This window comes from Desulfocastanea catecholica, from assembly GCF_054657295.1.
Map to the genome: position 1 here is coordinate 1 of NZ_BAAHYZ010000019.1, position 25000 is coordinate 25000.

Below are 25000 nucleotides of genomic sequence, written 5' to 3' on the forward strand. Positions count from 1 at the left end.
TATGGGAAAGTATCAGGGGAATTTTTAAAAGATTCATCGTACCTTCCATAAAAGTAATCCTGTGGGTGATCGTCACCGACAGGAAAGTGCTTCTATGTTGGCCTGAAGTCAGCCTGAAGAACCATCCTATATCACAGAACAAGTCCCTTCCTCAAACTTGTCTGGAAGAGCGAAAGGTTGTACTGTGCCTTTATCAGACTGATTCTTAACGATTTATGGTAATTCCTGACCTATGTGTTGATCGTTTTTTCAGTTGGGCGACTGGCACCGTCCTATAAACCATTGTCCGAGTGATAGCCGAGTGAAAAAGAGGATGAAACAATAAGCTTCTCGTAACTTGCTCCATCAAAATGGAAATGGCTGGTTTGCAATGACTCTAGAAATGCAATCATCAATTTCAACAAAGAGGCTTACGAGCGTCTTGAGTTTTTTGACAACTGGCTGAAAGAACAACTGGCCTTTTCTGCCTTGGTGCATGTCAATGAAACCGGCATCAACACCGGCGGCAACCGCAGCTGGCTACATAACGCCTAAAACGACAGGTGCAGCTATTTTTATTACCATGCCAAACGAGGCGGCGCTGCGCTGGATGAAATGGAGATTTTGCCAAACTACCAGACCATCCTCTCTAATAATCGTTGAAAATCCTACTTCAATTATGGCCGCGTACACGGCCTCTGCAACGCCCACCACCTGCGCAACCTTGAAAGTGCCTCGGAGCAAAACGGGCAGCAGTGGGCGGAGCAGATGAACATCCTGCTCAAGCAAATCAACCAGACAGTCCATGATGCAGACTGCTACCTTGACAGGCCAACGTCCGGTTTGAAAGCGATGTCTTGCGATTCATGGATGGCTCCATCGTCCCCTTCTCAAACAATCAGGCTGAAAGCGATTTGCGCTTGATCAAGGTTCAGCAGAAAGTGTCGGGGTGTTTCAGGGCGATGGACGACGCCAAGATATTCGCTGCATCCGCAGCTATCTTTTAACCTGCAGAAAATATGATCTAACCGCCTCTGAAGCCTTGCGCTTGCTCTTCCAGAGGAAGTGCCCCTGACATTGATGACAAGTGCAGCTCCAATTATGGATGCTGAATAGTAATAAAAATTAAAATATTCTCTTGACACACAGACTACGCCTTGATACATTCTCACATAGAGATAACGCATTATCGCATTACGATAATACTTTTCATCAGGTACGAGTAGTTTTTGGGATTTTCGACATGGCTTCTTTTGCAACCGATAGCTTGAAAATAGTCTGTGCTGTCGGCAAGAAAATTCACATTATAGATGTTGTCCGGAATGATGGAAATGTAAGTATATGAATTTATTATTTTTTGACATAACCAAATGAAATTTAATACAATAGTGCGATAATCAGAACAAAAATGATTAAAGATTTTGCTCAAATTTTTACTATTTGCACCATTCCAGGTGTTGTCTGTCCATCTGTTTCATGCCGCACATCATCTTTATCTGAAATTCCGTGGATTTTTTTTCAGAAACCACATTCCGCTATCGGAAAACATTCCGCTATCGGAAAATTAGGGAGATTTATCTTGGGTAAGTCGTTTGGTAGTTTAGAAAAAGCAATTGATATTCTTTGTCTCTTCGAATCAGAACATCTTGAGTTATCTGCTCAAGAGATTGCGGAAAACCTCTCCATACCATTGAGCACAACATATAAATACTTGCAGGTTTTAAAACAAAAACAATTTCTTTCCAAGAATGAGCAAACCAATCAATTTTATCTTGGTCTGACGATCCTCAAACTCGGTCTTTTAGCAGCCAAGAAAACTCCCGTAATGAAAATTACATCTCCTTATCTAAAATTAATGTCCGATCGTTCTCTAGAAACAGCGATTTTGGTCGTAGGAGACGGTCCAAATGCGATTTGTGCGGATATCATAGAGAGCCCAAGGGCAGTCAAATTCATGACCGCCAAAGGCCATACAATGCCTCTGTACGCCGGTGCTCCTGGAAAAACGCTTCTGGCCTTCAAGGACCCTGCTTTCATTGACCAATTAATTGAGACCACAGGGCTTGCCAAGCTGAACAAAAATACGATTACCGATAGCGAAAAGTTGAAAAGAGATTTAGCCGATATTCGAAGACTAGGGTACGGCGAAAGCGATTCGGAATTTGAATCTGATGTATGCTCTGTTGCTGCTCCTATTTTCGATTATAAAGGGCAGGTCATCGCTTCCATTTCAGTAGCTGGTCCTGCGGAACGAATTTTTCGTGAGAATAAACAGAGTTTGATCGATCTGGTGAAGGATTGCGCTAAAAAGATTTCCTCGGAATTGGGCTATGGAGAGAAGCAGGCCGAGGAGAAATATTCCCTGACGGCTTAAACCGCTTTCGACAATTGAAAACGGTTGAATTACCACCGACGCATGAGTCAACAGACAGGTTTTTATCAAGGTATTTCCTAACCACTACAAGTTCAGGACTACCGAATAATTTATTTTCCAATTACTAAGGAACGATCATGCACAAATTACTTTCAAAACAGCGTGACAAGAAGATGCTCCTTCTAGGCAACGAAGCGATTGCAAGGGGCGCACTGGAGGCAGGACTTGCCTTTGGGGCGACATACCCTGGAACCCCTTCGTCGGAAATCTCAGCTGCTCTTTTCGAAATATCTCATGAGAGTGATCTCTACTTCGAATACAGCACCAACGAAAAGGTGGCCCTCGAGGTGGCTGCAGCGGCAGCGAATTGCGGTCTGCGGAGTATGGCCATCATGAAGCACGTCGGGCTGAATGTCGCTGCCGATGCTCTCATGACCCTTGCCTATGTCGGTGTGAAAGGTGGGATGGTCATTCTGTCGGCTGATGATCCATTTATGTTCTCCAGCCAGAACGAGCAGGACAACAGGTACTATGGAAAGCTTTCGGGGCTTCCGGTCCTCGAACCGTCCTCGGTCGATGAAGCCAAGGAAATGATAAAATACGCTTTCGATCTTTCCGAAAAACTCCAGGAACCTGTAATTTTTAGAACCACAACCCGAATCAATCACTCCAGCGGAATCGTCACTCTTGGCGATATGCCTCCGGTTAAGACGATCGGCGATTTTGTCAAGGATCCATTTAGCTATGTCACCGTACCGGCTGTGTCGAGAAATCTCCATGTAAAGCTTCTAAAGCACTGGGATGAAGCCAAAAGTATTTCAGAAAACTCTGTGTATAACTTAATAGAAGGGGACGGTTCCTGTGGGATCGTCTGCAATGGTATCAGTTACAATTATGTCTCGGATGCCGTGAAGGATCTCAAGTGCGAGGAGAAAGTCAAAATCTTGAGAGTCGGGTTCTCGAACCCTATGCCTGAAACACTTGTAAAAAGCTTCCTCAAAGGGTGTGAAAAGGTGCTGGTCGTGGAGGAAGGAGAGCCCTATATGGAGGAGGCGGTCAAGGCCTTTGCCCAGGAGGAAGGATCGACCATTACCATCAAGGGAAAAAGCCCATCACACTTCTCCAGATTATACGAATATAATCCGGCCCTGGTAAGAAAAGTTCTTGCAGATTATTTGAACCTTGCCTACGAACCGGCCGCCATTCCGGACATGTCCGATGTGCCGGAAATTCCCCAGCGGCCGCCCAACCTGTGTGCGGGCTGCTCTCATCGGGCAACCTTCTATATCGCCAAACAGGCTGCCGCTGGAATGGAGACCATCATTCCGACCGATATCGGCTGCTACACGCTGGGGTTGCTTCCTCCCATTTCGATGGCCGACTTTGTTATCTGCATGGGGTCGTCGGTTACTACCTCCTGTGGTTTTTCGAAGGCAACTAACAAAAAAGTTATTTCCTTTATTGGGGATTCGACCTTTTTCCATAGCGGCATAACTGGACTGATCAATGCGGTTTTCAACAACCATAATTTCACCCTCTTTATTCTGGATAACGGAACGACAGCCATGACCGGTCATCAACCCAACCCGGGAGTGGATATGAGCCTGCTGAATCAAACGGGATTCGGTCGCATTGCCATCGAGGATGTTGTTCGGGCTGTTGGTGTTAAGGAAGTGACCGTAATTCAGCCATTCAAGGTGAAAAAAAGCATCGAAGCGGTCAAAAAGGCGTTTGAATTCGAAGGGGTATCGGTCGTCATTTCCAAAGAGATGTGTACGTTGTACGCCAAGAGTTTGAAACTTCTGAAGGGCAAGCGATATCGGGTAAGCGACAGGTGTAAGAACCATCGTGATTGTATCAATCAATTGGGATGTCCGGCCTTTTTCCTGAATGAGGGAAAGGTTCAGATTAATCCTGCACAGTGTACAGGCTGCGCGGTGTGCGTACAAGTTTGCCCTGAAAATGCAATCCTGCCTATAAAAGAATAAACAGCCGGAGACGAGATGAACACAACACGAGTAATCTTAGTAGCTGTGGGGGGACAAGGAAATCTTTTGGCATCGAGTGTATTGGGCGAAGCCGCACTCCTTTCACAGATTCCCGTTCGGATGAGCGAAATACACGGTATGGCACAGCGAGGTGGAGTTGTGGAATCGGCGATGGTGTTTGGAGATGCCAAAAGCCCTGTTATTTCTGATGGAGAGGCGGACGTTCTAGTAGGCTTCGAGCCCTCGGAGACGCTTCGGGCATTGACAAAATGCAACGACGGAAGCGTGGTGATCACCAACCTCCAGCCGTTGCCGCCATTCACCGTTGCCATCGGAAAAGGCGTGTATCCCGACCTGAATGAGTTACAGAGCTTGATTCGCGCAAAGACAGCCAAACTGATTGCCATCGATGCGGTCAAGCTGGCGCGGGAAGCCGGAAACGAGCTCTCAGTGAACATGGTTTTGTTGGGAGCCCTGATTCAGACCGGAAAACTCCCCGTCCAGGCGGAAACCGTCAAGGAAGTGATTCGGACCAAGACGAAGCAGGCATTTGTCGAGTCCAACATTAAGGCTTTTGAACTGGGCTTTTTCGCAGCACAGAAGGAAAATATATGATCATTATCCTGTAAATATCATCCTGACAGCCGCCTTTTTTCGACATTGCAGACTGTCAAAGTGCTCAGGCGTAAAGGCAATCAAAAGAACGAAGGCCCATGTTGGGTTTCGGGGCAAGGGGCCCTGGACATGAGGTTTTAAAAAAAAGGAGGTCATAATGAAGCTAAAACAAATCGTTTTGTCCATAGAGAATGCGCCTGAGAGATTATACGAGGTGACCAATGCTCTGGGTGAGGCAGGAATCAACTTGAGAGCGCTCAATTTAGTGGATACCGGAGAATTTGGACAACTGAGGCTGTTGGTCTCGGATGTGGCAACTGCTCGACGCATACTCATGGAGATGCAGATGCCCGCATTCATCACGGAGGTTGTTGCAGCTGAAATTCCGGATGCCCCCAAAAGCCTCGCCAATCTGTTGAAGTTGCTAAGGGACGCAGGAGTCTACCCCAACAACATGTATGCGTTTCACGGATCTTCGCCTGGAAAGGCCGTCATGATTTTTCGGTTCACCAATAATGATAAGGCAATTGAGATTTTGCAGGAACAAGGCGTGACGCTTCTTGATGCGAAGGCTTTTGGAATATTGGAAAGCGGCAAATAGATAGAGGAAGACGAAGGCAATAGCAAACAGATAAAAAAGGAACAAGGTAATGACAAATACAAATCCTGACTTTAGTCCAAAAAGGTTTGCGATCATCGGTGCGGGGCCTGTGGGATGCATAGTTGGCGCATTCCTCTCAAAGGGCGGCTATGATGTAACTATCTGTGATGTTGTTCCCGAGTTGGTTGATCCTGCAGCATCGACAGGTATTACCATCGAAGGTGCGGAACAGTTACACCAAAAGGTTACCCGTACCTGTCACTCCGTTGACGAGTTGGCACAATACAATCCTGATGTGATTTTCATCACTGTAAAAGCGAATGCACTGCCCCTGATCGTCTCGGCGATTGAAGAATTTTACAAAGAGGGCACCTATATTATCAGCTGGCAGAATGGAATCGATACGGAACTCGAGGTTTCAAAAGTACTTGGCAACAAACCGGTGATGCGAGGTGTGGTCAACTTGGGATGCGGCCTGAAAGAGCCCTGCCATGTTGTCATACCGTTTCATCACCCACCCCATTATTTGCAGGAGCTTGCGGCTGAATCCGCTGATGCGGCAGTGATCATCGCAAGGATATTGACTGAATGTGGACTACCAACCGAACACACGGATCGGATCGTACCCATGGTCTGGCAAAAGTCTGTGATGAACGCGTGCATGAATTCCGTATGTGCCGTAACAGGTCTGACCATGGCGCAAGCCACAACGGATCCAATCATTTTCAGACTTGTAGACGCGTTGATGAAGGAATGTATACAAGTCGCACGGAGCAATGATATCCTCTTAGGTTGGGACTATTACCCGAAAGCGGTTGAATACCTGAAAACGGCGGGAAATCATAAGCCATCAATGCTGATGGATATAGAGAACAAGCGTCGCACGGAGATAGACTTTATGAACGGTAAGTTCATTGAGTACGGAATCCGTGCAGGTATAGAAACACCTTACAACAATACACTTCAATCCCTGGTTAAAGGGCTGGAATCCACCATGCGGGGCCGGTAAACAATAATGTTGCCGCCCATAAAAAAAAGGATCTCAGAACACTCAGGACCGGCGAATGGCCACCGCCGTGTTGGACAAATGCAAAGGCAGAAAACGCTAAAGAAGAGCTGAGAATACATGAATCATTGTTATGTCGGAGTTGATATCGGTGCCTCCAGAACGAAAGTAGCGGTTCTCGATCTAACGAAGAACCTTATTGGATATAACGTCAGGAAATCTGGTATTGATTTTTCAAAAACGGCGAATGAATGCCTTAAAGCATCTCTCAAGATGGCAGGTCGCACCGAGGTGGATACCGCCGGTGCTGTGTCAACCGGATATGGTCGAAAAAATGTCCTTTTTGCCCGAGAAACCAAGAGCGAAATAGCCTGTCACGGCAAGGGCTCCTATCTCTATTTTCCTATGGCCATTACGATCATCGATATTGGGGGACAGGATAACAAGATTATCAAGCTAGACGAGACAGGGCGACGAACTGGGTTCAAAATGAATCGTAAGTGTGCGGCTGGAACCGGTGGATTCTTGGAAGAAATGGCCTTTCGCCTTGATGTGCCGTTGAATGAAATGAGTTCCTTGGCAAGCCGGTCAACGAATATGGTGAAACTGGGCAGCTTTTGTACGGTTTTCTCAGCTACGGAGGTTCTGGAGAATATTCGGAGTGGGAAAAGACTCGAGGATATCGTCAAAGGCGTTTTCTTTTCGATGATCCAGAGAGTTCTGGAGATGGATTCTCTTACTGAAAATGTCGTCATGACCGGAGGAGTGGTGGAAAACAACCCATATATCGTAACCATGACCGAGGAATTGATCGGCAGAAAAATCTTAATCTCCAAACATCCTCAGTTGGCGGGTGCGATCGGAGCTGCACTGTATGCCATGGATTTATTTCCCATAAAATCGGCAAAACGTTAGAAAGGGTACAATATGGCTAAAGAAGAGGTTGGGATCAGGCGGCTTAAGACGACAAAAGATATCGGAAAATTCATGGCGGATTACTACTATGAGTTGGATGATGCCTCTAAATCGGGTAAGCGAAAGATTGCATGGTGTACCAGTGTTGGCCCTGCGGAAATTCTAAGGGGGATGGGATTTCTCATCTATTTTCCGGAAACTCATTCGGCCATGCTGGGAAGTACAAAAATGGCCACTGAGCTGATTCCCAAAGCTAATGCCATTGGGTATTCGCCGGAAATTTGTTCCTATTTGACTGCCGATATAGGAGCGTTTCTCCAGGGGGTTACTCCCCTGTCCAAAGCATTTCCCGGAATCGAGCGCATTCCGGGGTGTGATGTCCTTGTTTACAATACAAACCAGTGCCGGGATGTTCAGGACTGGTTTGCCTGGTACTCGAGAAGGTTTGGTGTGCCTTCCGTGGGGATAGAGACACATCGAAATATCGGAAAGGTCACTCAGATGCACGTCTTGTCCATTGCCGGTCAGATGGAGAGTATCGTCGAACCACTCGAGAGAATAGCTGGTAGGAAGCTTGACATGGATGAGTTGAAGAATGCAGTGGCTCTATCCCGTCAGTGTTCTGATCTCTGGGAAAAGTGCCTGGCCACGGCAGCGGCAGTTCCCTCACCTCTCACGTTTTTTGATGGTACCACCTTGATGGGGCCTGCAGTTGTCGGCAGGGGGACTCAGAAGGCCGTCGATGTATACAAGCTGCTGCTGGAAGAGTTGAATGAACGTATAACACAGAAATTGGGGGTCATAGATGATGAGAGGTATCGAATTTACTGGGATGGAATGCCGGTCTGGGGCCGTTTAGGCATGCACTCCAAGCTGTTTGCCGGCTTAAATGCGAATGTGATAGCATCTACCTATTGCAGCAGCTGGATTTTCAGTTCATTGGACCCGGCGGCACCTTTTGAGAGCATGGCAAGAGCGTACTCAGAGCTGTTTATTGTTCGTTCGGATGACTATAAAGAAAATTACATCAAGGAAAAGCTCAAATTCTTCCATTGCGATGGCATCATTTATCATGATGCGAAAACTTGTCCTAATAATTCAAATTGTCGGTATGGCTTACCGCTACGCCTTCAGACACAAACGAATGTTCCATCGTTGATTATCAATGGCGATCTCAATGATCTTAGATTCCTTTCGGATGAGCAAACAAAGACAAATATTGAGGCTTTCATTGAGCAGTTAGAAGAATCAAAAGCATGAACTTGCATTTTTCCTTTATTATGGTTCTTTCAAGTAATTGCCTAACCCAATGGTTCAGGAAATTTCTAACTCCTAAGCTCCATTTCGAGAACCAGGGTGAACGATTTCTTTTTGTTCATAGAAATTTGGATAGACCTTGCAATTGGTAGTACGCCAGTTTTGTCTGCGCACCAATTGTAAGGTTGATATTCAGGTGATTTCCGAGGAAGTCAATAGACAGATACTTTTTTATTTTTAATATTGGAGGTCGAACATGGCTCACTGGATGAATCTGGGGCAGAACCTTAAGGTTAATGCGAAAAAATTTGCGAACAAAGTGGCACTGAAGGAGAAAATGAGAAGTTTCACCTATGCTCAAACAAATGAGCGCGTGAATCAACTGGCCAACAGTCTCCTGTCTCTGGGGTTGAAGAAGGGGGATAAACTTGGCGTTTTGTTGGAAAACTGTATTGAAATGGTTGAATTGTACCTTGCAACAGCAAAAACGGGTCTCATTATCGTCCCGATAAATTTCCGTTTGGTCGGACGGGAAGTCGAATATATCCTGAATAACTCAGATGCAAAGGCATTATTTGTACACGATCAGTTTACGGGCACTATAAACGGGATCAGGAGCGAGCTGACCACCTTGCCGCCGGAGCATTACTTCGTGGTGGGGAAAGATAGCGTCGGATATATGGCGTATGACTTATTTCTCACCGGGGGGAGTCTCGAAGAACCGGACTGCGAAGTATTGCCTGAAGATATCTGGATTCTGATTTACACATCGGGCACAACCGGAAAGCCTAAAGGTGTGCTCCGTTCGCATGAATCTCACATAGCGTATTATTTGCTCAATGGGCTAGAATTCGGCTTCACCAAGGATGACATCTGTATGAATGTGATGCCTCTTTGCCATATCAACTCCGTATATTACTCTTTTAACTTCATTTATCTCGGGGCGACAGTCTATATTCATCCGGCAATGTCTTTCAATGCTGAAGAAGTTCTCGATATTATAGGAAAAGAAAAAATAACCTTCATTTCCCTGATACCGACTCATTACAGTCTTATTCTGCGCGCAGGTGAAAAAGGACGAAAATGGGATTTGAGTTCTATACGAAAAATGCTTTGTTCTTCAGCGCCGGTGAGACAGAAGATGAAGATGGAAATTATGGATTTTTTTCCAAATGCACAGCTGTTCGAAGCCTATGGATCGACTGAGGGCGGGGTTGTCACCATACTCAAGCCCGAGGACCAGTTGAAAAAACTTGGATCGATCGGATGCGAAACTTTGGGCACGGATTTGATCAGGCTTCTGGATGTGAATGGAGAGGATGTGCCGGCTGGAGAAGTCGGGGAGATTTTTTCCTGCGGACCGATGCTCTTCAGCGGATACTATAAGCTTCCTGAAAAAACCGCTCAATCCTTCCAAGGTAAATATTTTTCTGCCGGAGATATGGGTAAGATGGATGCGGACGGTTACTACTCCATTGTAGACCGGAAGGATAACATGATCATCACAGGAGGTGAGCACGTTTATCCCAGTGAAGTGGAGGAACTGGTCGGAAGCCACCACGCCGTCGATGATTGCGCATGCATCGGGATGCCCGACGAAAAATGGGGAGAAAAGGTAGCGGTTGTCGTCATTCTGAAGTCAGGGGTATCCGGAGCTGAGATCAATGAACACGATATAAAGGAGTACTGCAAAAAAAACCTGTCTACCTACAAGTGTCCCAAAGAGGTGCTATTCATTACGCCGGAAGCAATGCCTCGAACCGCAACTGGAAAAATCTTGCACAGAGTGTTGCGGGAAAAATTTGTGTCTTAACCCTATTGTGTTAATTCATCATTGTTTGATGATGTTTAAAAAATCGGGTCGGATAAGGGTGTTGCAAAGGTTTTTAAAAACATTCCAGTGAAAGGAGGTGCAAACCGGATAAAAAAATAACTCGAATTGTGGAAATATATTAATTCAACGGTATTGTGTTAAACATTTTACCTGGAGGTTATTAACAGTGAATTACTCTAAATATGCCGCCATACATGCCCGTCACCTTTCCAATAAAATCTGCCTGATTGAGCGAACCCCCTCGATCGGAAAACGAAGGACGCTTACCTGGAAACAGTTTAACGACGCCATCAACCGCACTGCCAATTATCTGGCCAAGGAATGTGGCGTTAAAGACGGTGAATATGTTATGCATCTTCAAAACAATTCACTCGAATGGTTGATTACTTATTTTGCCGTGATTCGTCTGGGCGCCATCATCGTACCGCTGAATTTCAGGTTTGAAAGTAACGACGTTATGTTTGCAGCCAACGTCAGTAATCCTCGTGTATTCTTATTAGGATCTGAGTTTTTAAAGGTTGTCCAACCAATTCAAAACCAACTGAAAACAGTTCAGCATTATATCTGTATAGGTGCTACCGTTCCGGACGACATGATCGACTATACAAAAGTAGATGCATACGATGATGTGTCGGATGTAATGGCTGACGTGGACGACAATCATGACCTTGCCATGATGTTCACCTCCGGTACGACCGGAACGCCCAAACCGGTTGTTCAGACCCATTTTTCAATGAAAAACACTGCTGCCGGAAATGGCATGACCTATTTCGTTGAAAAAAATGACAATTATCTTTTTTTTCTACCCCTTTTCCATAGTGGGACCATGTTTTTATGGGCACCATTTTACACCACGGGTGCAACCGGCACTATCCTTCGTGAATTCAACGATCCCAAGTATATTGTCGAGACTATTGCTGAAGAAAAATGCACCGACGTTCTTTTTGTCGTACCTGTTGGTATCATGATCTTGAATGCCATTGAGAATGGTACGCTCAACATTACTGATTACGATTTGTCGGCCTGGCGGTACATGGAAATTGGCGCTCAACCGGTACCTTTCGACATTATGAAGAAGTTGGTCGAAAACTTGCCCTGCGGCGTTTCAAATATTTACGGAATTACAGAAGGCGGTGGCGGTGGGCTATTCAATCTTTATCCTGAAGATGTCTTGAGAAAACCAGGTTCCATTGGAAAACCGACCTACGGCGTGGAGGCAAAAATCGTTGATTTTGAAGGCAATGAAGTTTCAGCCCGTTCGGTTGGCGAGCTATTATTTTCAACGGACCGCATGATGAAGGGATATCATGGAAATCCAAAAATGACCGCTTCTACCCTTCAAGACGGGTGGCTTCGTACGGGCGATCTGGTGCAAATCGATGAAGAAGGATTCTTCTACATTGTTGACCGCATGAAGGATATGATTACGAGCGGCGGAGAAAACATTTATCCGGTGGAAATCGAAGATGCTTTAATGGATCACCCCGATATAGAAGACGTGGCCTGCATTGGGTATCCGGATGATCGACTGGTTGAAATCGTGCTGGCGGTGGTTCAACTCAAAAAAGGCAAATCTATGACTGAGGAGGAACTGATTAAATTTGCTGAAACGAAAATGGCGAAATACAAACTCCCGCGCAAAGTAATTTTCGACGAGATCCCGCGAAGCGCTACTGGAAAAGTGAGAAAACCGCTGATCAGAGAGAAGTTTACAGGCAGAAAAGAAGCCTTTAAAAAGCTCAACTAATAGATGTGTGGTGCTTTACCTTATTTCAAAAAGTATCGATCTGCTGAATTGCTCATCAACTGTACGTCTGTTTCTGAGCAGTCAGGGTTTTCCCCATGATTTTACGACAGAGCAAGGCCACCACCCTGTTGCAATTAGCATGATCTGTTTGTGTACCGTGTGGGATGATTCATCGACAGAGAGTGAACCAATAACACAATCAGCCTACTGAAAAGTTACTTGTCGGCGGGCTGATTGAAAAAAATGTAAACCAAAGAAAGGAGAATTTTATGTCTTCCCACGATCATATGTTTGCAAATCCTCTTCCCGTCGGTTTGGGTACTTTGGCAATGGCATGCTTCGGTTTTGGGGCGCTATTGACGGGGAAGGTAACCCATGACGTAACCCCTATACTGGCTGTATGGCTTATTGGCGGTTTCTTCGTTCAGATTGTGGTTGCAATTATTGAGTTCAGGGACAAAAACCTCCCTGGTGGCAATGTATTCCTTATGTTTTCCTGCATCTTTATGCTGACTGGAGCATTGAGTTTCAGTGCCAAATATTTTCTCCACCAGGCTGGAATGCCATATGATGCTTCCATCGAAGGTTGGTTGTGGCTTGCTATAACATTATGGTTTTTTATGATGCTTCCGTGCTTCTTGAAAAGCCCGAAAATACTCTTCATGATTGGCGTCCTCATCTGCATCGCTCTTCCATGCATCGTTGTTCTTGATTTCGGTATCACATCAGGGAGAGCCACTATTGCAAAAATAGGTGGTTATACCTTGTTCATAACAGGAATTCTTGCCATTTATCTTGCAGGAGCGATTTCGATAAATACGCACTTAGGCAAGCAGGTTCTGCCTGTAACGACCCCATTTATAGAATAGATTTTATGTCAAAAGATTGTAGCCTCTTTGGGCACAACACCACAAAGGGGCTACCGTCAAAATGGAAGTCATCGCGGCCTTTTATTGGAAACTTGGGTTCCTTCCGTATTTCTCGTCACCTCGTAAATGTTTTTTTTATCTCCTTGTGAATGATTTTCCTAATGATTTGTAGGTTATTAACAACTTGAAATTAGTGACAACTCCGATTTATAGCACCTCTCCCTATCTGTATGTTTATACTCGGGTAAACTACTTTTATATTGAAATAAAAAAAACACAATAAACACAAACCCGGCTCCATCGGCCATCCTGTTATCAACTGTGATATGAAAATTGTTGATGAAGGCGGAAATCCTGTAGCCCCTGGAGAATGGGGAGAAATCTGCATAAAGGGCCCCAATGTCATAAAAGGTTACTGGAACAAGCCTGAAGAGACGGCTAAAACCATTATAGACGGCTGGCTCTTGACGGATGATGTGGTTACCCAGGATGAAGACGGAGATTATACCATTGTAGACCGTGTAAAAGACATGATCAATTCCGCGGGGAATAATATCTATCCCACTGAAATTGAAAACCATTTGTATGGTCATCCATCTATTCTTGAGGTTGCAGTTTTCAGAATGCATGATGACGTCAAGGGCGAATTTGTAAAGGCGGCCATTGTTCTTCAACCCGGTACAACACTTGAACCAGAAGATATTATTGCATTCTGCCGTACGAAAATGGTCAAATACAAGGTTCCCCAACAAATTGAATTTGTTAATGAACTACCAAAAAGTCCTACCAATAAGGTTTTGAAACGGGTATTACGTGCAGGTTTTTAAGAGCAGATAAGAGTTTACTGATTAGTAGCCGTTTTTCTTTTGGCACACACAACTACATGAACAACCAAAGATAAAATTTAACTACAGCTTAGAGGATGATGAAATGGTTAAGGAAATAAAAACAATAGGAATCATCGGCTTTAATGTAATGGGCGCGGCTATCGGACTCAATGCCGCATCATCTGGTTTTCGGGTTATTTATAAAGAACTGAATGACACCCTTGTCCAGAGCATGTATGACCGATGGGTGATAGACGCCCTTGGTAAACGGGTGGCAAAAGGCAAGATGACCCAGGAAGAAATGGAGAAGGTGGCTGGCAGAATTACAGGAACTTCCCATTATCCTGATTTGGCGCCCTGTGATCTGGTTATCGAGGCGGCCGTTGAAAAGATGGATCTAAAAATTCAGATCTTCCGGGATTTGGATTTATCATGCCGTCCTGACACTATTTTAGTCAGTAATACTTCGACGTTTCTTATTGAAAAACTAATGGCCTCGGTTTCAAATCCTGAGCGAACTGCGGGATTACATTATTTTTTCCCAGCTAATATAAACAAGTTGGTCGAGGTAATCCGCCAGAAAAAGACCAGTGATGAAACCTTCGAGGCACTGATGACTTTTGCCGATAAAAACGGAAAAGTAGCAATTTCTGTCAATGATTTTCCAGGATTTGCCATCAATCCAGTATTTATTTCCAGCTATATGGTCCTCAATTCGATGTATAGCGATACCTGTAATGCGGCAACCTTGGATTATGTCTCAAAACTGGCTTTGGGTGTACGTTACGGCATCATGTGGGTACTTAACGGCTCTGGGTTAGGCACTGCCTATCACGCTGCTGTATCTATGCACGAACACCTTGCTCATACTGATGTAGGCTTTCCGGCAGTGCCGGTGCAACTGAAAACTCAATTTGAAAGCGGAAAACCCTGGGACATCGAAGCCGTGGTGTCGGATGATGAAGCACTGCTGAAAGCAGCTAAGGAAAGCCTGTTGGGATCAATTTTTGCGATTTCCACTCATCTTATAGAAAAAAACGTCGTTTCCATCAAAGACCTTGAGCTGGGAATTACAACTGCATTGGCTTGGCCCAAAGGACCTTTCACCTTAATGAACGAAATGGGAATGGCTGAGGCAACCAGATTGATCCACCTGACTGTGGATAACGGTACGTTCAAAATGCCTAAAACCTTTGCCGCAGGAATCCCATCTTTATGGAGGATGTAACAAAAAAATACTGCTGAATTTATTATAGCACAGGTGACGTAGTTTGTTACTAAGGCAAGGCAATCCAAAGAAGCAGCATCATAAAGGTATTAAGGGAATGATATGAAAGAATTAACGAAAATTGGTGTCATTGGTGCAGGAAACATGGGCAGCGGAATTGTCCAGAAAATTGCCCAGGAGGGTCTTTCTGTCGTCATGATCGACACCTCAGAGGTGTTCGTGCAAAAAGGCCTGGCAAACATCAAGTCACTACTTCAGGCAGGAGTTGATCGGAAAATTTTTTCCCCCACGCAAATGGCAGCAATTCTTTCCCGGATTACTGCAACAGTTGATTTCAATCAGGTTGCAGACGCTGATCTGATTATAGAAGCAGTTTTTGAAGACAAGGGTGTTAAGACAGCTCTATTTCAAAAGCTCGATACCATTTGCGACGAACACACTATTCTTGCCACCAATACCTCAAGCTTTTATGTTCGAGAATTTGCAGAGAAAATCGATCGACCAGATCGATTTATCGGACTTCATTATTTTTACCACCCTGCTAAAAACCGTCTGCTTGAAGTGATCCCCCATCAGGAAACCAGTTCAGAAACGGTGGAAATCGCCAATATGTTTGCAAAACTTCACGGCAAGACAGCTATTACAGTCAAGGATTCACCGGGCTTCGCCGTTAACCGATTTTTCGTTCCATTCTTAAACGAAGCAACACGAATGCTCGAAGAAAACCTCGCTAACATTCCAACTATCGAAGCCGCTGCCAAGCACGCATTCAAAATTGGCATGGGGGCATTTGAATTAATGAATGTCACCGGCATTCCCATTGCAGTTCATTCTGCGGACACCCTTGGCAGGGAACTTGGACCGTTTTATGCCACATCCGTGACTCTTCGAAGTCAAATGGAAAAAAAAGAAAACTGGGATCTTTCAGGTCAGGTTGATGAATCAAAACTGGAAAAAGTCGAGGACAGATTCCTGGGTGTTTGTTTAGGTGTTGCGGCTGCCTTGGTAGATGAAGGAGTAGCTTCTGTTGAAGATACCGATCTGGGGGCAAAAATCGGTTTAAGATGGGCGAAAGGTCCATTTGAAATCATGAATCGAATCGGAATTGCCAAAACCTGTCAGGTAGTTGAGGAGCTTGCTCTGAAATACGCTGATTTCGCGGTCCCTGAAATTCTGAAAAAACAAAACCAGTTAGGCAAACCGTTTGTGTTTAGGTGTGTTGAAATGAAGGTCAAAGATCAGGTTGCCTATATCACAATTAACCGTCCGGAGGCGATGAACGCCTTGAATGAAGCGGTTGTTCGTCAGCTTGAGGAAAGATTCTCTGAGGCAGAAAGCAATCCAGATGTTAAAGGTATTGTCATTCAGGGGGCAGGCAAGGCCTTCGTGGCTGGTGCTGATATTCGATATTTCATCCACAATATCAAAAACGATCGCATTGACGATACGGTAGCATTTACCAGAGGCGGGCATGAACTTCTGCTCCGTATCGAAAATTCAACCAAGCGATCCATAGCTGTACTGGATGGACTGTCTCTCGGCGGTGGCAGTGAACTGGCTTTAGCTTGTCAAGCTATTGTTGCGACTCCAGCCGGTTCGTTGGGCTTTCCGGAAACAGCGATCGGCATTTTTCCTGGTCTTGGCGGCATGATGCGGATAGCCCGTCAAATCGGAACGGAGCTGGCCAAATATTATGTTTTCACAGGTAGGACGATCAGTGCCCAAGACGCATATGACCTGGGTATTGTATCCAAAATAGTAAATCCACAGGATCTTGAAAAGGCTATTCTGGAGATTTGCAACGGGCCAAAACAAGATAAATACAGGTCAAGGAAGCATCCAGAACGGTTTGCAGAATTGGCCAAAGTTTGCTCGCCGAATAATGTCAAAGCCTTGTTGGCTGGTTTAAAGCCGGAAGGGATTTCCGATGACTTGGCGGAGAAGACTCTGAAGACTATCTCCCGCAAAGCACCTTTGGCTTTATTGAAGGCTGACCAGCTTATAGATGCTCAGCAGAGAGTTTCAATACCTGAAGCTATAGAGCTAGAACTAGCCGAGCTTAACTCTATGTTTTCTACAGAAGATGCCCTGGCAGGTCTTTCGTCGGTTGGAGGTAAGCCTCCCCAGTATCAGGGCAAGTAGCACGTTTATAATCGGGAAACTTCAATATGATAGTACAAAGTCAGAGCTTTTTTCAGAGGTAGGGTCAACTTTTGGCAGGCTGTATCTCATGTGGAAAAAACTAAACATTTCAATTTTAAAAGGAGACATCACAATATGTTAAGCAAAGCATTTATCCCCTATAAAGGATACTACAGCTCCCCATTCTCTCGTTGGCAAAGCAGCATGGCCAATGAAAATTCCATTGTCCTTGGATCAAACACTGCCAAGCGTTGGCTCGCCTCAAAACAATGGGATCCAAAGATGTTCGATTACCTTATTTTGGGTGTTACTATCGGACAGCCTAAGATGTTTTATGGAGGTCCCTGGTCTGCAGCGTTGATTGGTGCTGATACTATTCCTGGATTAATGGTTAGTCAGGCTTGCTCCACCTCGACTATCGGTATTTTTCAAGCCGCAATGGGTGTTGAAACTGGTTTTTGCAAAAATGCTTATACGTTGTTCGCCGATCGCTGTTCAAATGGTCCGCATACTATCTGGCCGAATCCGATGGGGCCAGGAGGTGAGGTTATTTCTGAAAACTGGATGATGGAACATTTCAATTATGATCCTTGGGGCGGTGCGTCAATGATTCAGACTGCCGAGAATGTTGCCTCCTTGAGTGGAGTGACCCGGGAAGAGTGTGATCAGGTAGCATTACGCCGATATATACAGTACACCGATGCATTGGCGAACGATAGAGCCTTTCAAAAACGTTACATGTTTCCAGTGGAAGTTCAACTGAGCAAGAAAAAGACCTTGGTAATTGAAACTGATGAGGGCATTACGGAAACAACAGCTGATGGCCTTGCGCGATTAAGGCCTGTTTTACCTAATGGAGCACATACATTTGGCGCCCAGACTCATCCAGCGGATGGCAATTGCGGCTTGATCGTTACTACTCAAGAGAATGCCAGAGAATTAAGCAGCGATCCAAACGTTGAAATTCAAATTGTGTCCTACGGCTACTCAAGGGTGGAAAAAGCCAATATGGCGAAGGCACCAGTACCTGCAGCCCAGATGGCTCTGGATAAAGCGGGTCTGAAAGTGAGCGATATATCCGTCATTAAAACTCATAATCCATTTGCAGCTAATGACATCTATATGGCCAAAGAGATGAATATTGATGTAAATAGCTTTAATAATTATGGAAGTTCATTGGTTTTTGGCCACCCACAAGCCCCTACGGCAGGAAGATCTATCATTGAAGCTATTGAAGAGTCCGTCATGAAGGGGGGAGGTTATGTCCTTTTCACGGGTTGTGCAGCTGGTGATACCGGCGCTGCTATGGTCATGAAGGTGAAATAACAGCGTATATTCTATTTAGAGTGAGCAACCAAGACGGCATCAAACTCGTTGCTCACTCTTTTCTTTGCCGATTTGATGCATTCTTTAACAACGTACAAATAGAAATAATTTCATCATAAATAAAGGAGGGGCTACCATGTTTAAAAACAGAAAAACATAATATCAAACCATCGCTTGGCGAGTCGTCACTTTGATCGTCAAAACCGGATGAAGGCCCTGCCTTCTTATCCCGGGCAACCGGAAATCAACAAACCAACCTTTGAGCATGGAGAACATTGACGATGATCGGTATCAACAAAATTGACCACATTTGTATTGCGGTTCGTGACCTGCAGGAAGCAAAGCAGCGGTGGGGACGACTTCTTGGCAAATCAGAGCCCGATCTTGAATATATATTTGTTGAAGAATCCATTGAAGTCGCCAGATATTACGTGGGCGAGGTGGGATTCGAACTGATGCAGTCCACCCGAAGCGGAAGCGATGTTGACAAGTTTATCACCAAGCATGGCGAAGGGGTAATGCTCATTTCTTTTCAGGTGCCGGACACTGCAGCCGCCATCCCGATTCTCAACGCCAATCATTTCGAAATGATTGACCAGAAACCACGGGTTTGGGAGGGCTTACACTATGCCTTTCTACAACCTGGAGCACTCAATGGGGTTTTAGTGGAAATTATCGATAGTGGTCGCAAATAAAGGTATCCGCAGAAAAGATCTTTCTCCCAACTAAAAAAAACTTTCCCCACGGTCGACTAGGCCTCGTTTTCGTCCTCCTCCGCTTGCCACTTATCTCTCTAGAATCAATACACTTCTATTTTTTCTTCATGCATTTTTAGGCCATTATATTTACTGGCGCGATTCTTGCTGTATATGTGAGCAGTGAGCAGCATAGATTGCCCATCGAATCATTTTCCAATAAATTAAGCACAAGGAGAAACAAAATGCATGTTGACTTAAATCTCCCAGAAACATTCAACGCGGCCGACTATTTTGTCGATCGGAACATCAGAGAAGGTCGAGGCCAAAAGACTGCGATTCTCTGCCGGGATAAGGCCTTTACCTATGCCCAAATCCAGGCAGGCGTCAACAAAGTAGGAAATGCTCTTAAGGGTTTGAACATCGAAATGGAGAATCGAGTCGCCCTTCTGCTGCTGGATTCGGAAGTGTATGCCATGTCCTTCTTCGGGGCCATAAAAACAGGGGCGGTTCCGATTTGTCTCAACACCCTGATGCAGCCCAAGGACTACCTGTATTTTCTCAATGACAGCCGTGCCAAGGCCTTGATTATTGATGCAGAGCTCTACAGCAAGTTCGACCCCATCAAAGACAAGCTCCGCTTCCTAAAGAATATCATCGTGGTGGGAGGGCAGGCCCCTGCCGGAACCACCAGTTTCGATACCTTTATTGAAGGTGCTTCCGATCAGCTAGAGGCGGCGCCGACCACCCCGGACGATGCCTGCTTCTGGCTTTACAGCTCGGGGTCCACCGGTCAACCAAAAGGAACGATCCACCTGCAGCATGATATGGTCTATGCATCCGAAACCTATGGCAAGCAGGTACTGGGGATTCAAGAAAACGATATCTGTTTTTCGGCGGCCAAGCTCTTTTTTGCCTATGGCCTCGGCAATGGACTGTATTTTCCCTTCAGTGTCGGAGCAACCTCGGTATTAATGCCGGGCCGACCGACCCCGGACTCAGTTTACGAGACCATCGCACACTACAGACCGAGCCTGTACTTCGGCGTCCCCACCCTGTATGGCTCGATGCTGCAGGAAGAGGGCAGCCTCGATGGTGTAAAGCTATGCGTTTCCGCCGGGGAAGCATTGCCTGCTGATATCTTTAAGCGCTGGAAAGAACGCCATGGCGTTGAGATCATCGACGGCATCGGTTCCACGGAGTTAAGCCATATATTTATCTCAAATCTCCCGGGCAAGGCCAAACCGGGAAGTTCGGGAAAACTGGTTCCCGGATACGAAGCCCGTATAGTCGATGAAAATTTTCAAGATATACCGATCGGAGAGGTTGGCACCCTTCTCGTCAAAGGGGATAGCGCTGCTGCCGCATACTGGAACAAACATAACAAAACCAAAAGTACCATGTTGGGCGATTGGCTGAACACCGACGACAAGTATCTTATGGATGAAGAAGGCTACTTCTATTACATCGGTCGAACCAATGACATGCTCAAGGTAGGAGGAATATGGGTCTCTCCCGTAGAAGTGGAGGCGTGCCTGATCGAACACCCGGCAGTGCTCGAATGCGCCGTCGTTGGTGCTATGGATGATAAAAATCTTGTCAAACCAAAGGCGTTTGTTGTCTTGAAACGTGGCTACAACGGCGATGAGCAATTGAAAAAAGATCTCAAGGAGTACGTTAAAAAAACCCTCGCCCATTACAAATATCCTCGTTGGATCGAGTTTGTCGATGACCTTCCCAAAACAGCGACCGGAAAGCTCAAGCGTTTCCAGTTGAGAGCGTAGAACTTCATCTAACAGCAATTCAGGAGAAAAACAGTTATGGGTCAATTTATTGTCAAACACAGTTTCAATAGCTTGATCACAACGGGAATTGTTGCCGCTGTGGCCTGCTTCATCCTGAGCCTGATCTACTGGCCGATCTGGGGATGGATTTCCAAAAGCATTATACTGGCCTTCGGGGCACCGGGGCTGCAGGAGGTGGATGCCAAAACCGCCGGGAAATTTGTCCAGGTCTTTGCAGAAGCGACGTTTTTCTGGATGGTCATCAATGCCTGGATCTGGCAGGCCCTGCTCTTTGGCGGTTACGGCAAGTACTCGATTACCAGCCGACAGCCCTGGGCCGGTATCTGGTATTCCGTTGTCGGCTTAGTGGTTGGTCTGGTTGGTTTTCTGGTCATTGTCGGGCTGAGCGGACTGTGGTGGAAACCCTTCAGCTTTGCGATACTTTTCATACCGCAAACCGCTGATCAGGTGACACTGGCCATCGAGGGGTGGGAGGCCAGCAACTTCTACGCGCTCCCCGTCATCATGGCCAATATCGGTTACGCCGCATTGTTTCACAAATGGCCCTTTGCCGGCAACATCAAGGCGCCTTGGGACAGTGTAGCTGCCTGGTCGTTGAGCTCTTATTTTTGCTTTCTTGCCTGGTTTGCGCTTATTATACCGAGTTTCTGGCACTTACAGATCGGCGAACACGAAATCGTCTCCAAGCCTATGGGATCCTGGCCAACGTTTGTGGCCTACGCACAATGCTTTATCTGGTGGTTCTTGATTCCGGCAGAGGGCGGCGAACACTATCCCATGAAATTATTTGCTAAGAAACAACCCTGGATGGGCATCATCGGCCTTATCATCACCATAGTGATGGGGTTTGTGCAGCTAGAGGTCCTTCAAGCGCTCATCCATCCATTAAATCTGCTACCAGGCGCCCCTCCGGATGTTGCTGTTGCCTCGATCGCCCTCTCCGTAGTTATCGCCACCCTTCTGTGGCACCATGTGTTTGACGATTGGCCAACGGCTGCAATGGTGAAAAATCAAGCGCTGCGAATTTTTATCCGCATCGGCATATGGTGGGCAGTAGGTCTTACACTCGGATTTTTATGGATAAAGGCATTCAAATACATCCCGTTTGGCGGTACCGACATGGGTTTGGGCTACCCACTCATGGGGATCCTGGCAGGCCAATTCGTATGGCTCATGTGTTTTCTGTACTACAACACCTTTTTTGACAAATGGCCGCTGGTCAAAAAAGTCCCTGCGACAAAACAATAAGACTCCCGAGGAAAAGGTCCCCTGAATGTTTCGATAGATCTTCTGAAATCTCAAAGTTCAAAGAACATCCACGCTTTTGCGTGGATGTTCTTTGCCAAATGATCTGCTTCCGTAAGCAAACGTACACCTACCGGTGCCAACGCCAACTGGGTAAAAATCAGGATTCATAGGCACCATGCATCAAGGTGCCCATTATTCATTAAAGGAAGAGAAGAAGGATGGGGATCAGGGTTACAGGGATTTTTCCAGGTTGATGAAATCACTTCGATGAAATCCCAGCGTCTTGAAAAAAGAGACGAGATCTGTGGCATCCCATTGCACGGAGGTGTGAAGGTTGGTGATGCCCTGGGCTTTGTAAAACGCAAAAGTCTCCCTTGCTAACTGGGCTCCGATCTGTTTCCCCATGTACCTTGGCTCTACTCCCATGGTGGCAATCCATGCGCTTTTTTCCATACTAAAGCTGAAGGCCATAGCAAAACTGATCATAAAGCCCACTACCTTGCCTTCGAATTCGGCCACAAAACAATTCGCCCCCAATATCCGCTTTTCGCAAGAATTTTCCACCAACTCCCTGAAATCTTCCTTCGTGGCTTTTTGTGTGATAAGCTCGTAAATTCTTTTGATATCTTCGATATCATCGAGTCTCATCTTTCTGATAGAGATGGATATTTCATCTGGATTCATTTTTTTCAGCACATCCTCAGTCTAATCTTATGATCTTCACACGGTGGCCCACCCAGACCGGAGGTAAATATACCCTCCCACTGTTTCCACTGAGTTTGACCTCCTTTTCGAGCATTTCCTCACCAAATACCTCAAATTTGACTTTTCCACGCTTTGCACTGAGCTGATCTGATTGGACGGCGAGGTGTTCAGGGTCATCACTATTGTTAATCTTGCTTTCCATCTATTCTATCACTCATTGGTTTTACGTTCAAATCAGATTAGATGCATGAAGCCTGGGGAATCTGATATTTTTCTATCTCATACCATGACATAACCGGATGGTCAAGGCGAAGTGAATACGATATGGCTAAATTATTGCAATCTAATGACCCTCTTGCAAAGTGAAGAGCCCCGCCAAGGAGCGTATCCATTGGTCAACATGTATCCCTTTGGGTACACCCTAGTGAAGGCCTGGTTTAAGGCTTATTCAAGCTATTCATGTATACGATCGTCTACATATACAAAATACAGCACATCGCACATTGTTCACATATAGAATTAATAACTATTAGATATCAATATGTTATAATTGTATTTGCGTTTTCTTTCGGTCTGGCACGATTGATGAAATAGAGTTTGCTGAAAGACACAATCATCCTACCAACCCAGAAAACAACAAGCAGGAGGAACAATGTTTGCCGAATCAGATGAAACCCGCATTGTGACTGAGACCATCCGCCAGGCCGCAAGAGAGAAAATCGCCCCGGTGGCCGCAACTATCGACGCCACCGGTGAACTTGACAAAGACGTATTGACGCTGTTGTGGGATCTGGGGCTGATGACCATGGCATTCCCTGCAGAGTATGGGGGACCTGAGCAGAATCAAGGAACCTTGCTCTGTGTCGCTGTTGAAGAAATTGCCCGCCACTGCGCCTCTTCCGCCCTGATGCTGATCATTCAGGCCGTCGGCAGCTACCCTTTGATACACGGGGGGAGTCCTGAACTTCTCGCCCGGGTGCTGCCCCGCATCGTCAAGAATCGTGAACTGGCGGGGTACCTGGTTTCCGAACCCGGCGCCGGGTCCGATGTCGGTTCTCTGCGCACCACGGCGGTACGGGATGGCGATGAGTATATCCTCTCCGGAACCAAATGTTTCTCGACCAATGGTCCGGTCGCATCGTACTACACCGTCCTGGCCCGCACCTCCGACAATGGTCGGAACGGCCTGACCTTTTTTCTGGTAGAGCGGGGCACTCCGGGTCTGACGGTGGGCAAGATCGAGAAGAAACTGGGGCAACGCGGCTCGAAGACCTCGGAGATGTATCTCGATGGGGTTCGTGTCCCGGTCGGCAATGTGCTTGGCGAAGTCGACAAGGGATTTCTGCTGGCCATGAAGGATTTCGATATGTCTCGACCGGCCATCGGCGCCCAGGCCCTGGGGATTGCCGAAGGGGCCTTTGACCAGATGGTGAAACATTCCAAGGAGCGGAAAACCTTTGGCCAGCCATTGTGCGAGCATCAGATGATCCAGCAGATTATTGCCGACAGCGGCACCAAGATTGAAGCATCCCGTGGCCTTATCTATCGGGCGGCGGCCCAGTTCGACAAAGGCCAGCGCAACACCAAACTCGCCTCGATGGGCAAGCTGTTTGCTTCCGATGCCGCCATGCAGATTACCACCGACGCCATTCAGGTCTTCGGCGGCTATGGCTACATGCAGGACTATCCGGTGGAGCGGATGTTCCGGGATGCCAAGCTGACCCAGATCTTTGAAGGCGCCAACCAGATCCAGAGACTGGTCATTGCCAGGGAATTATTGAAAGAGACCGCGTGAATCGCCCAACCCGAAATGCTGCACCAATCATAAAGAGGTAAACC

At 46.2% G+C, this 25000-nt stretch carries 23 protein-coding genes and 1 pseudogene; 21 read left to right on the forward strand and 3 right to left on the reverse strand.

The window, feature by feature from the left end; translation table 11 throughout:
* On the forward strand, positions 1-209 hold a 209-nt coding region (locus ACYQ8U_RS16130; protein ID WP_459946585.1), incomplete at its 5' end, for a hypothetical protein.
* Between the two features lie 310 nt (positions 210-519).
* On the opposite strand, the gene ACYQ8U_RS16135 is transcribed toward ACYQ8U_RS16130, so the two are convergent.
* A complete protein-coding gene (locus ACYQ8U_RS16135; RefSeq protein WP_459946586.1) occupies positions 520-786 on the reverse strand; it encodes a hypothetical protein in 267 nt (88 codons plus the stop codon).
* Between the two features lie 50 nt (positions 787-836).
* On the opposite strand from ACYQ8U_RS16135, the gene ACYQ8U_RS16140 reads away from it, so the two are divergent.
* From ACYQ8U_RS16140 to ACYQ8U_RS16230, 19 genes and pseudogenes are all read left to right on the forward strand, one after another.
* Positions 837-986 (forward strand): IS66 family transposase, encoded by a 150-nt coding sequence (locus tag ACYQ8U_RS16140; protein WP_459946587.1) that lies wholly within the window; start codon positions 837-839, stop codon positions 984-986.
* Between the two features lie 401 nt (positions 987-1387).
* The gene (locus ACYQ8U_RS16145; RefSeq protein WP_459946588.1) at positions 1388-2353 is read left to right on the forward strand and encodes an IclR family transcriptional regulator; all 966 of its coding nucleotides are present in this window, start codon (positions 1388-1390) and stop codon (positions 2351-2353) included.
* Between the two features lie 137 nt (positions 2354-2490).
* Positions 2491-4341, forward strand: coding sequence for an indolepyruvate ferredoxin oxidoreductase subunit alpha (gene iorA / locus ACYQ8U_RS16150; protein WP_459946589.1), 1851 nt, complete (start codon positions 2491-2493; stop codon positions 4339-4341).
* A gap of 15 nt (positions 4342-4356) precedes the next feature.
* Entirely contained in the window at positions 4357-4956 is a 600-nt protein-coding gene (locus ACYQ8U_RS16155; RefSeq protein WP_459946590.1) for an indolepyruvate oxidoreductase subunit beta, read from the forward strand.
* A 157-nt stretch (positions 4957-5113) separates the two neighbouring features.
* On the forward strand, positions 5114-5557 hold the full coding sequence (locus ACYQ8U_RS16160; protein ID WP_459946591.1) for an amino acid-binding protein: 444 nt from the start codon (positions 5114-5116) through the stop codon (positions 5555-5557).
* A gap of 49 nt (positions 5558-5606) precedes the next feature.
* Positions 5607-6566, forward strand: a complete 960-nt coding sequence (locus ACYQ8U_RS16165; protein ID WP_459946592.1) for a ketopantoate reductase family protein — start codon at positions 5607-5609, stop codon at positions 6564-6566.
* A gap of 117 nt (positions 6567-6683) precedes the next feature.
* Entirely contained in the window at positions 6684-7478 is a 795-nt protein-coding gene (locus ACYQ8U_RS16170) for an acyl-CoA dehydratase activase (protein WP_459946593.1), read from the forward strand.
* 12 nt (positions 7479-7490) lie between these two features.
* Positions 7491-8738: a 2-hydroxyacyl-CoA dehydratase subunit D gene (locus ACYQ8U_RS16175; protein WP_459946594.1), complete on the forward strand. Its 1248-nt coding sequence runs from the start codon at positions 7491-7493 to the stop codon at positions 8736-8738.
* 253 nt (positions 8739-8991) lie between these two features.
* The gene (locus ACYQ8U_RS16180) at positions 8992-10548 is read left to right on the forward strand and encodes a class I adenylate-forming enzyme family protein (protein WP_459946595.1); all 1557 of its coding nucleotides are present in this window, start codon (positions 8992-8994) and stop codon (positions 10546-10548) included.
* Positions 10549-10735: 187 nt separating this feature from the next.
* Complete coding sequence (locus ACYQ8U_RS16185; RefSeq protein ID WP_459946596.1) at positions 10736-12316, forward strand: AMP-binding protein; 1581 nt, start codon at positions 10736-10738, stop codon at positions 12314-12316.
* 269 nt (positions 12317-12585) lie between these two features.
* The gene (locus tag ACYQ8U_RS16190; protein ID WP_459946597.1) at positions 12586-13185 is read left to right on the forward strand and encodes an acetate uptake transporter family protein; all 600 of its coding nucleotides are present in this window, start codon (positions 12586-12588) and stop codon (positions 13183-13185) included.
* A gap of 290 nt (positions 13186-13475) precedes the next feature.
* Positions 13476-13592 (forward strand): annotated as a pseudogene (locus ACYQ8U_RS16195) (AMP-binding protein); the annotation flags it as partial.
* Positions 13593-13634: 42 nt separating this feature from the next.
* Positions 13635-14012 (forward strand): class I adenylate-forming enzyme family protein, encoded by a 378-nt coding sequence (locus tag ACYQ8U_RS16200; RefSeq protein WP_459946676.1) that lies wholly within the window; start codon positions 13635-13637, stop codon positions 14010-14012.
* Positions 14013-14115: 103 nt separating this feature from the next.
* The gene (locus ACYQ8U_RS16205; protein WP_459946598.1) at positions 14116-15240 is read left to right on the forward strand and encodes a 3-hydroxyacyl-CoA dehydrogenase family protein; all 1125 of its coding nucleotides are present in this window, start codon (positions 14116-14118) and stop codon (positions 15238-15240) included.
* A gap of 102 nt (positions 15241-15342) precedes the next feature.
* Complete coding sequence (locus ACYQ8U_RS16210; RefSeq protein ID WP_459946599.1) at positions 15343-17382, forward strand: 3-hydroxyacyl-CoA dehydrogenase/enoyl-CoA hydratase family protein; 2040 nt, start codon at positions 15343-15345, stop codon at positions 17380-17382.
* A gap of 135 nt (positions 17383-17517) precedes the next feature.
* Positions 17518-18708: a thiolase family protein gene (locus tag ACYQ8U_RS16215; RefSeq protein ID WP_459946600.1), complete on the forward strand. Its 1191-nt coding sequence runs from the start codon at positions 17518-17520 to the stop codon at positions 18706-18708.
* Positions 18709-18989: 281 nt separating this feature from the next.
* Positions 18990-19403 carry a VOC family protein gene (locus tag ACYQ8U_RS16220; RefSeq protein ID WP_459946601.1) on the forward strand — a complete coding sequence of 138 codons (414 nt, stop codon included), beginning with the start codon at positions 18990-18992 and terminating at the stop codon, positions 19401-19403.
* A 245-nt stretch (positions 19404-19648) separates the two neighbouring features.
* Complete coding sequence (locus ACYQ8U_RS16225) at positions 19649-21187, forward strand: benzoate-CoA ligase family protein (protein ID WP_459946602.1); 1539 nt, start codon at positions 19649-19651, stop codon at positions 21185-21187.
* 36 nt (positions 21188-21223) lie between these two features.
* The gene (locus tag ACYQ8U_RS16230; RefSeq protein WP_459946603.1) at positions 21224-22456 is read left to right on the forward strand and encodes a hypothetical protein; all 1233 of its coding nucleotides are present in this window, start codon (positions 21224-21226) and stop codon (positions 22454-22456) included.
* A gap of 231 nt (positions 22457-22687) precedes the next feature.
* Here the strand turns inward: ACYQ8U_RS16230 and ACYQ8U_RS16235 are convergent, their stop codons facing one another.
* On the reverse strand, positions 22688-23152 hold the full coding sequence (locus ACYQ8U_RS16235) for a GNAT family N-acetyltransferase (protein WP_459946604.1): 465 nt from the start codon (positions 23150-23152) through the stop codon (positions 22688-22690).
* Positions 23153-23156: 4 nt separating this feature from the next.
* Positions 23157-23363, reverse strand: a complete 207-nt coding sequence (locus ACYQ8U_RS16240; RefSeq protein ID WP_459946605.1) for a DUF2080 family transposase-associated protein — start codon at positions 23361-23363, stop codon at positions 23157-23159.
* A gap of 450 nt (positions 23364-23813) precedes the next feature.
* Between ACYQ8U_RS16240 and ACYQ8U_RS16245 the strand changes: the two genes are divergently transcribed.
* The gene (locus tag ACYQ8U_RS16245) at positions 23814-24956 is read left to right on the forward strand and encodes a cyclohexane-1-carbonyl-CoA dehydrogenase (protein WP_459946606.1); all 1143 of its coding nucleotides are present in this window, start codon (positions 23814-23816) and stop codon (positions 24954-24956) included.
* The last annotated feature ends 44 nt before the right edge of the window (positions 24957-25000 follow it).

What these genes read in the sequence shown, in the direction of transcription:
- iorA (WP_459946589.1), top strand. Translation starts at nt 2,491, where the DNA reads ATGCACAAATTACTTTCAAAACAGCGTGACAAGAAGATGCTCCTTCTA.
- ACYQ8U_RS16215 (WP_459946600.1), top strand. Translation starts at nt 17,518, where the DNA reads ATGTTAAGCAAAGCATTTATCCCCTATAAAGGATACTACAGCTCCCCA.
- ACYQ8U_RS16190 (WP_459946597.1), top strand. Translation starts at nt 12,586, where the DNA reads ATGTCTTCCCACGATCATATGTTTGCAAATCCTCTTCCCGTCGGTTTG.
- ACYQ8U_RS16165 (WP_459946592.1), top strand. Translation starts at nt 5,607, where the DNA reads ATGACAAATACAAATCCTGACTTTAGTCCAAAAAGGTTTGCGATCATC.
- ACYQ8U_RS16225 (WP_459946602.1), top strand. Translation starts at nt 19,649, where the DNA reads ATGCATGTTGACTTAAATCTCCCAGAAACATTCAACGCGGCCGACTAT.
- ACYQ8U_RS16155 (WP_459946590.1), top strand. Translation starts at nt 4,357, where the DNA reads ATGAACACAACACGAGTAATCTTAGTAGCTGTGGGGGGACAAGGAAAT.
- ACYQ8U_RS16175 (WP_459946594.1), top strand. Translation starts at nt 7,491, where the DNA reads ATGGCTAAAGAAGAGGTTGGGATCAGGCGGCTTAAGACGACAAAAGAT.
- ACYQ8U_RS16245 (WP_459946606.1), top strand. Translation starts at nt 23,814, where the DNA reads ATGTTTGCCGAATCAGATGAAACCCGCATTGTGACTGAGACCATCCGC.
- ACYQ8U_RS16205 (WP_459946598.1), top strand. Translation starts at nt 14,116, where the DNA reads ATGGTTAAGGAAATAAAAACAATAGGAATCATCGGCTTTAATGTAATG.
- ACYQ8U_RS16170 (WP_459946593.1), top strand. Translation starts at nt 6,684, where the DNA reads ATGAATCATTGTTATGTCGGAGTTGATATCGGTGCCTCCAGAACGAAA.
- ACYQ8U_RS16240 (WP_459946605.1), bottom strand. Translation starts at nt 23,363, where the DNA reads ATGGAAAGCAAGATTAACAATAGTGATGACCCTGAACACCTCGCCGTC.
- ACYQ8U_RS16210 (WP_459946599.1), top strand. Translation starts at nt 15,343, where the DNA reads ATGAAAGAATTAACGAAAATTGGTGTCATTGGTGCAGGAAACATGGGC.
- ACYQ8U_RS16145 (WP_459946588.1), top strand. Translation starts at nt 1,388, where the DNA reads ATGATTAAAGATTTTGCTCAAATTTTTACTATTTGCACCATTCCAGGT.
- ACYQ8U_RS16135 (WP_459946586.1), bottom strand. Translation starts at nt 786, where the DNA reads ATGGACTGTCTGGTTGATTTGCTTGAGCAGGATGTTCATCTGCTCCGC.
- ACYQ8U_RS16160 (WP_459946591.1), top strand. Translation starts at nt 5,114, where the DNA reads ATGAAGCTAAAACAAATCGTTTTGTCCATAGAGAATGCGCCTGAGAGA.
- ACYQ8U_RS16220 (WP_459946601.1), top strand. Translation starts at nt 18,990, where the DNA reads ATGATCGGTATCAACAAAATTGACCACATTTGTATTGCGGTTCGTGAC.
- ACYQ8U_RS16230 (WP_459946603.1), top strand. Translation starts at nt 21,224, where the DNA reads ATGGGTCAATTTATTGTCAAACACAGTTTCAATAGCTTGATCACAACG.
- ACYQ8U_RS16180 (WP_459946595.1), top strand. Translation starts at nt 8,992, where the DNA reads ATGGCTCACTGGATGAATCTGGGGCAGAACCTTAAGGTTAATGCGAAA.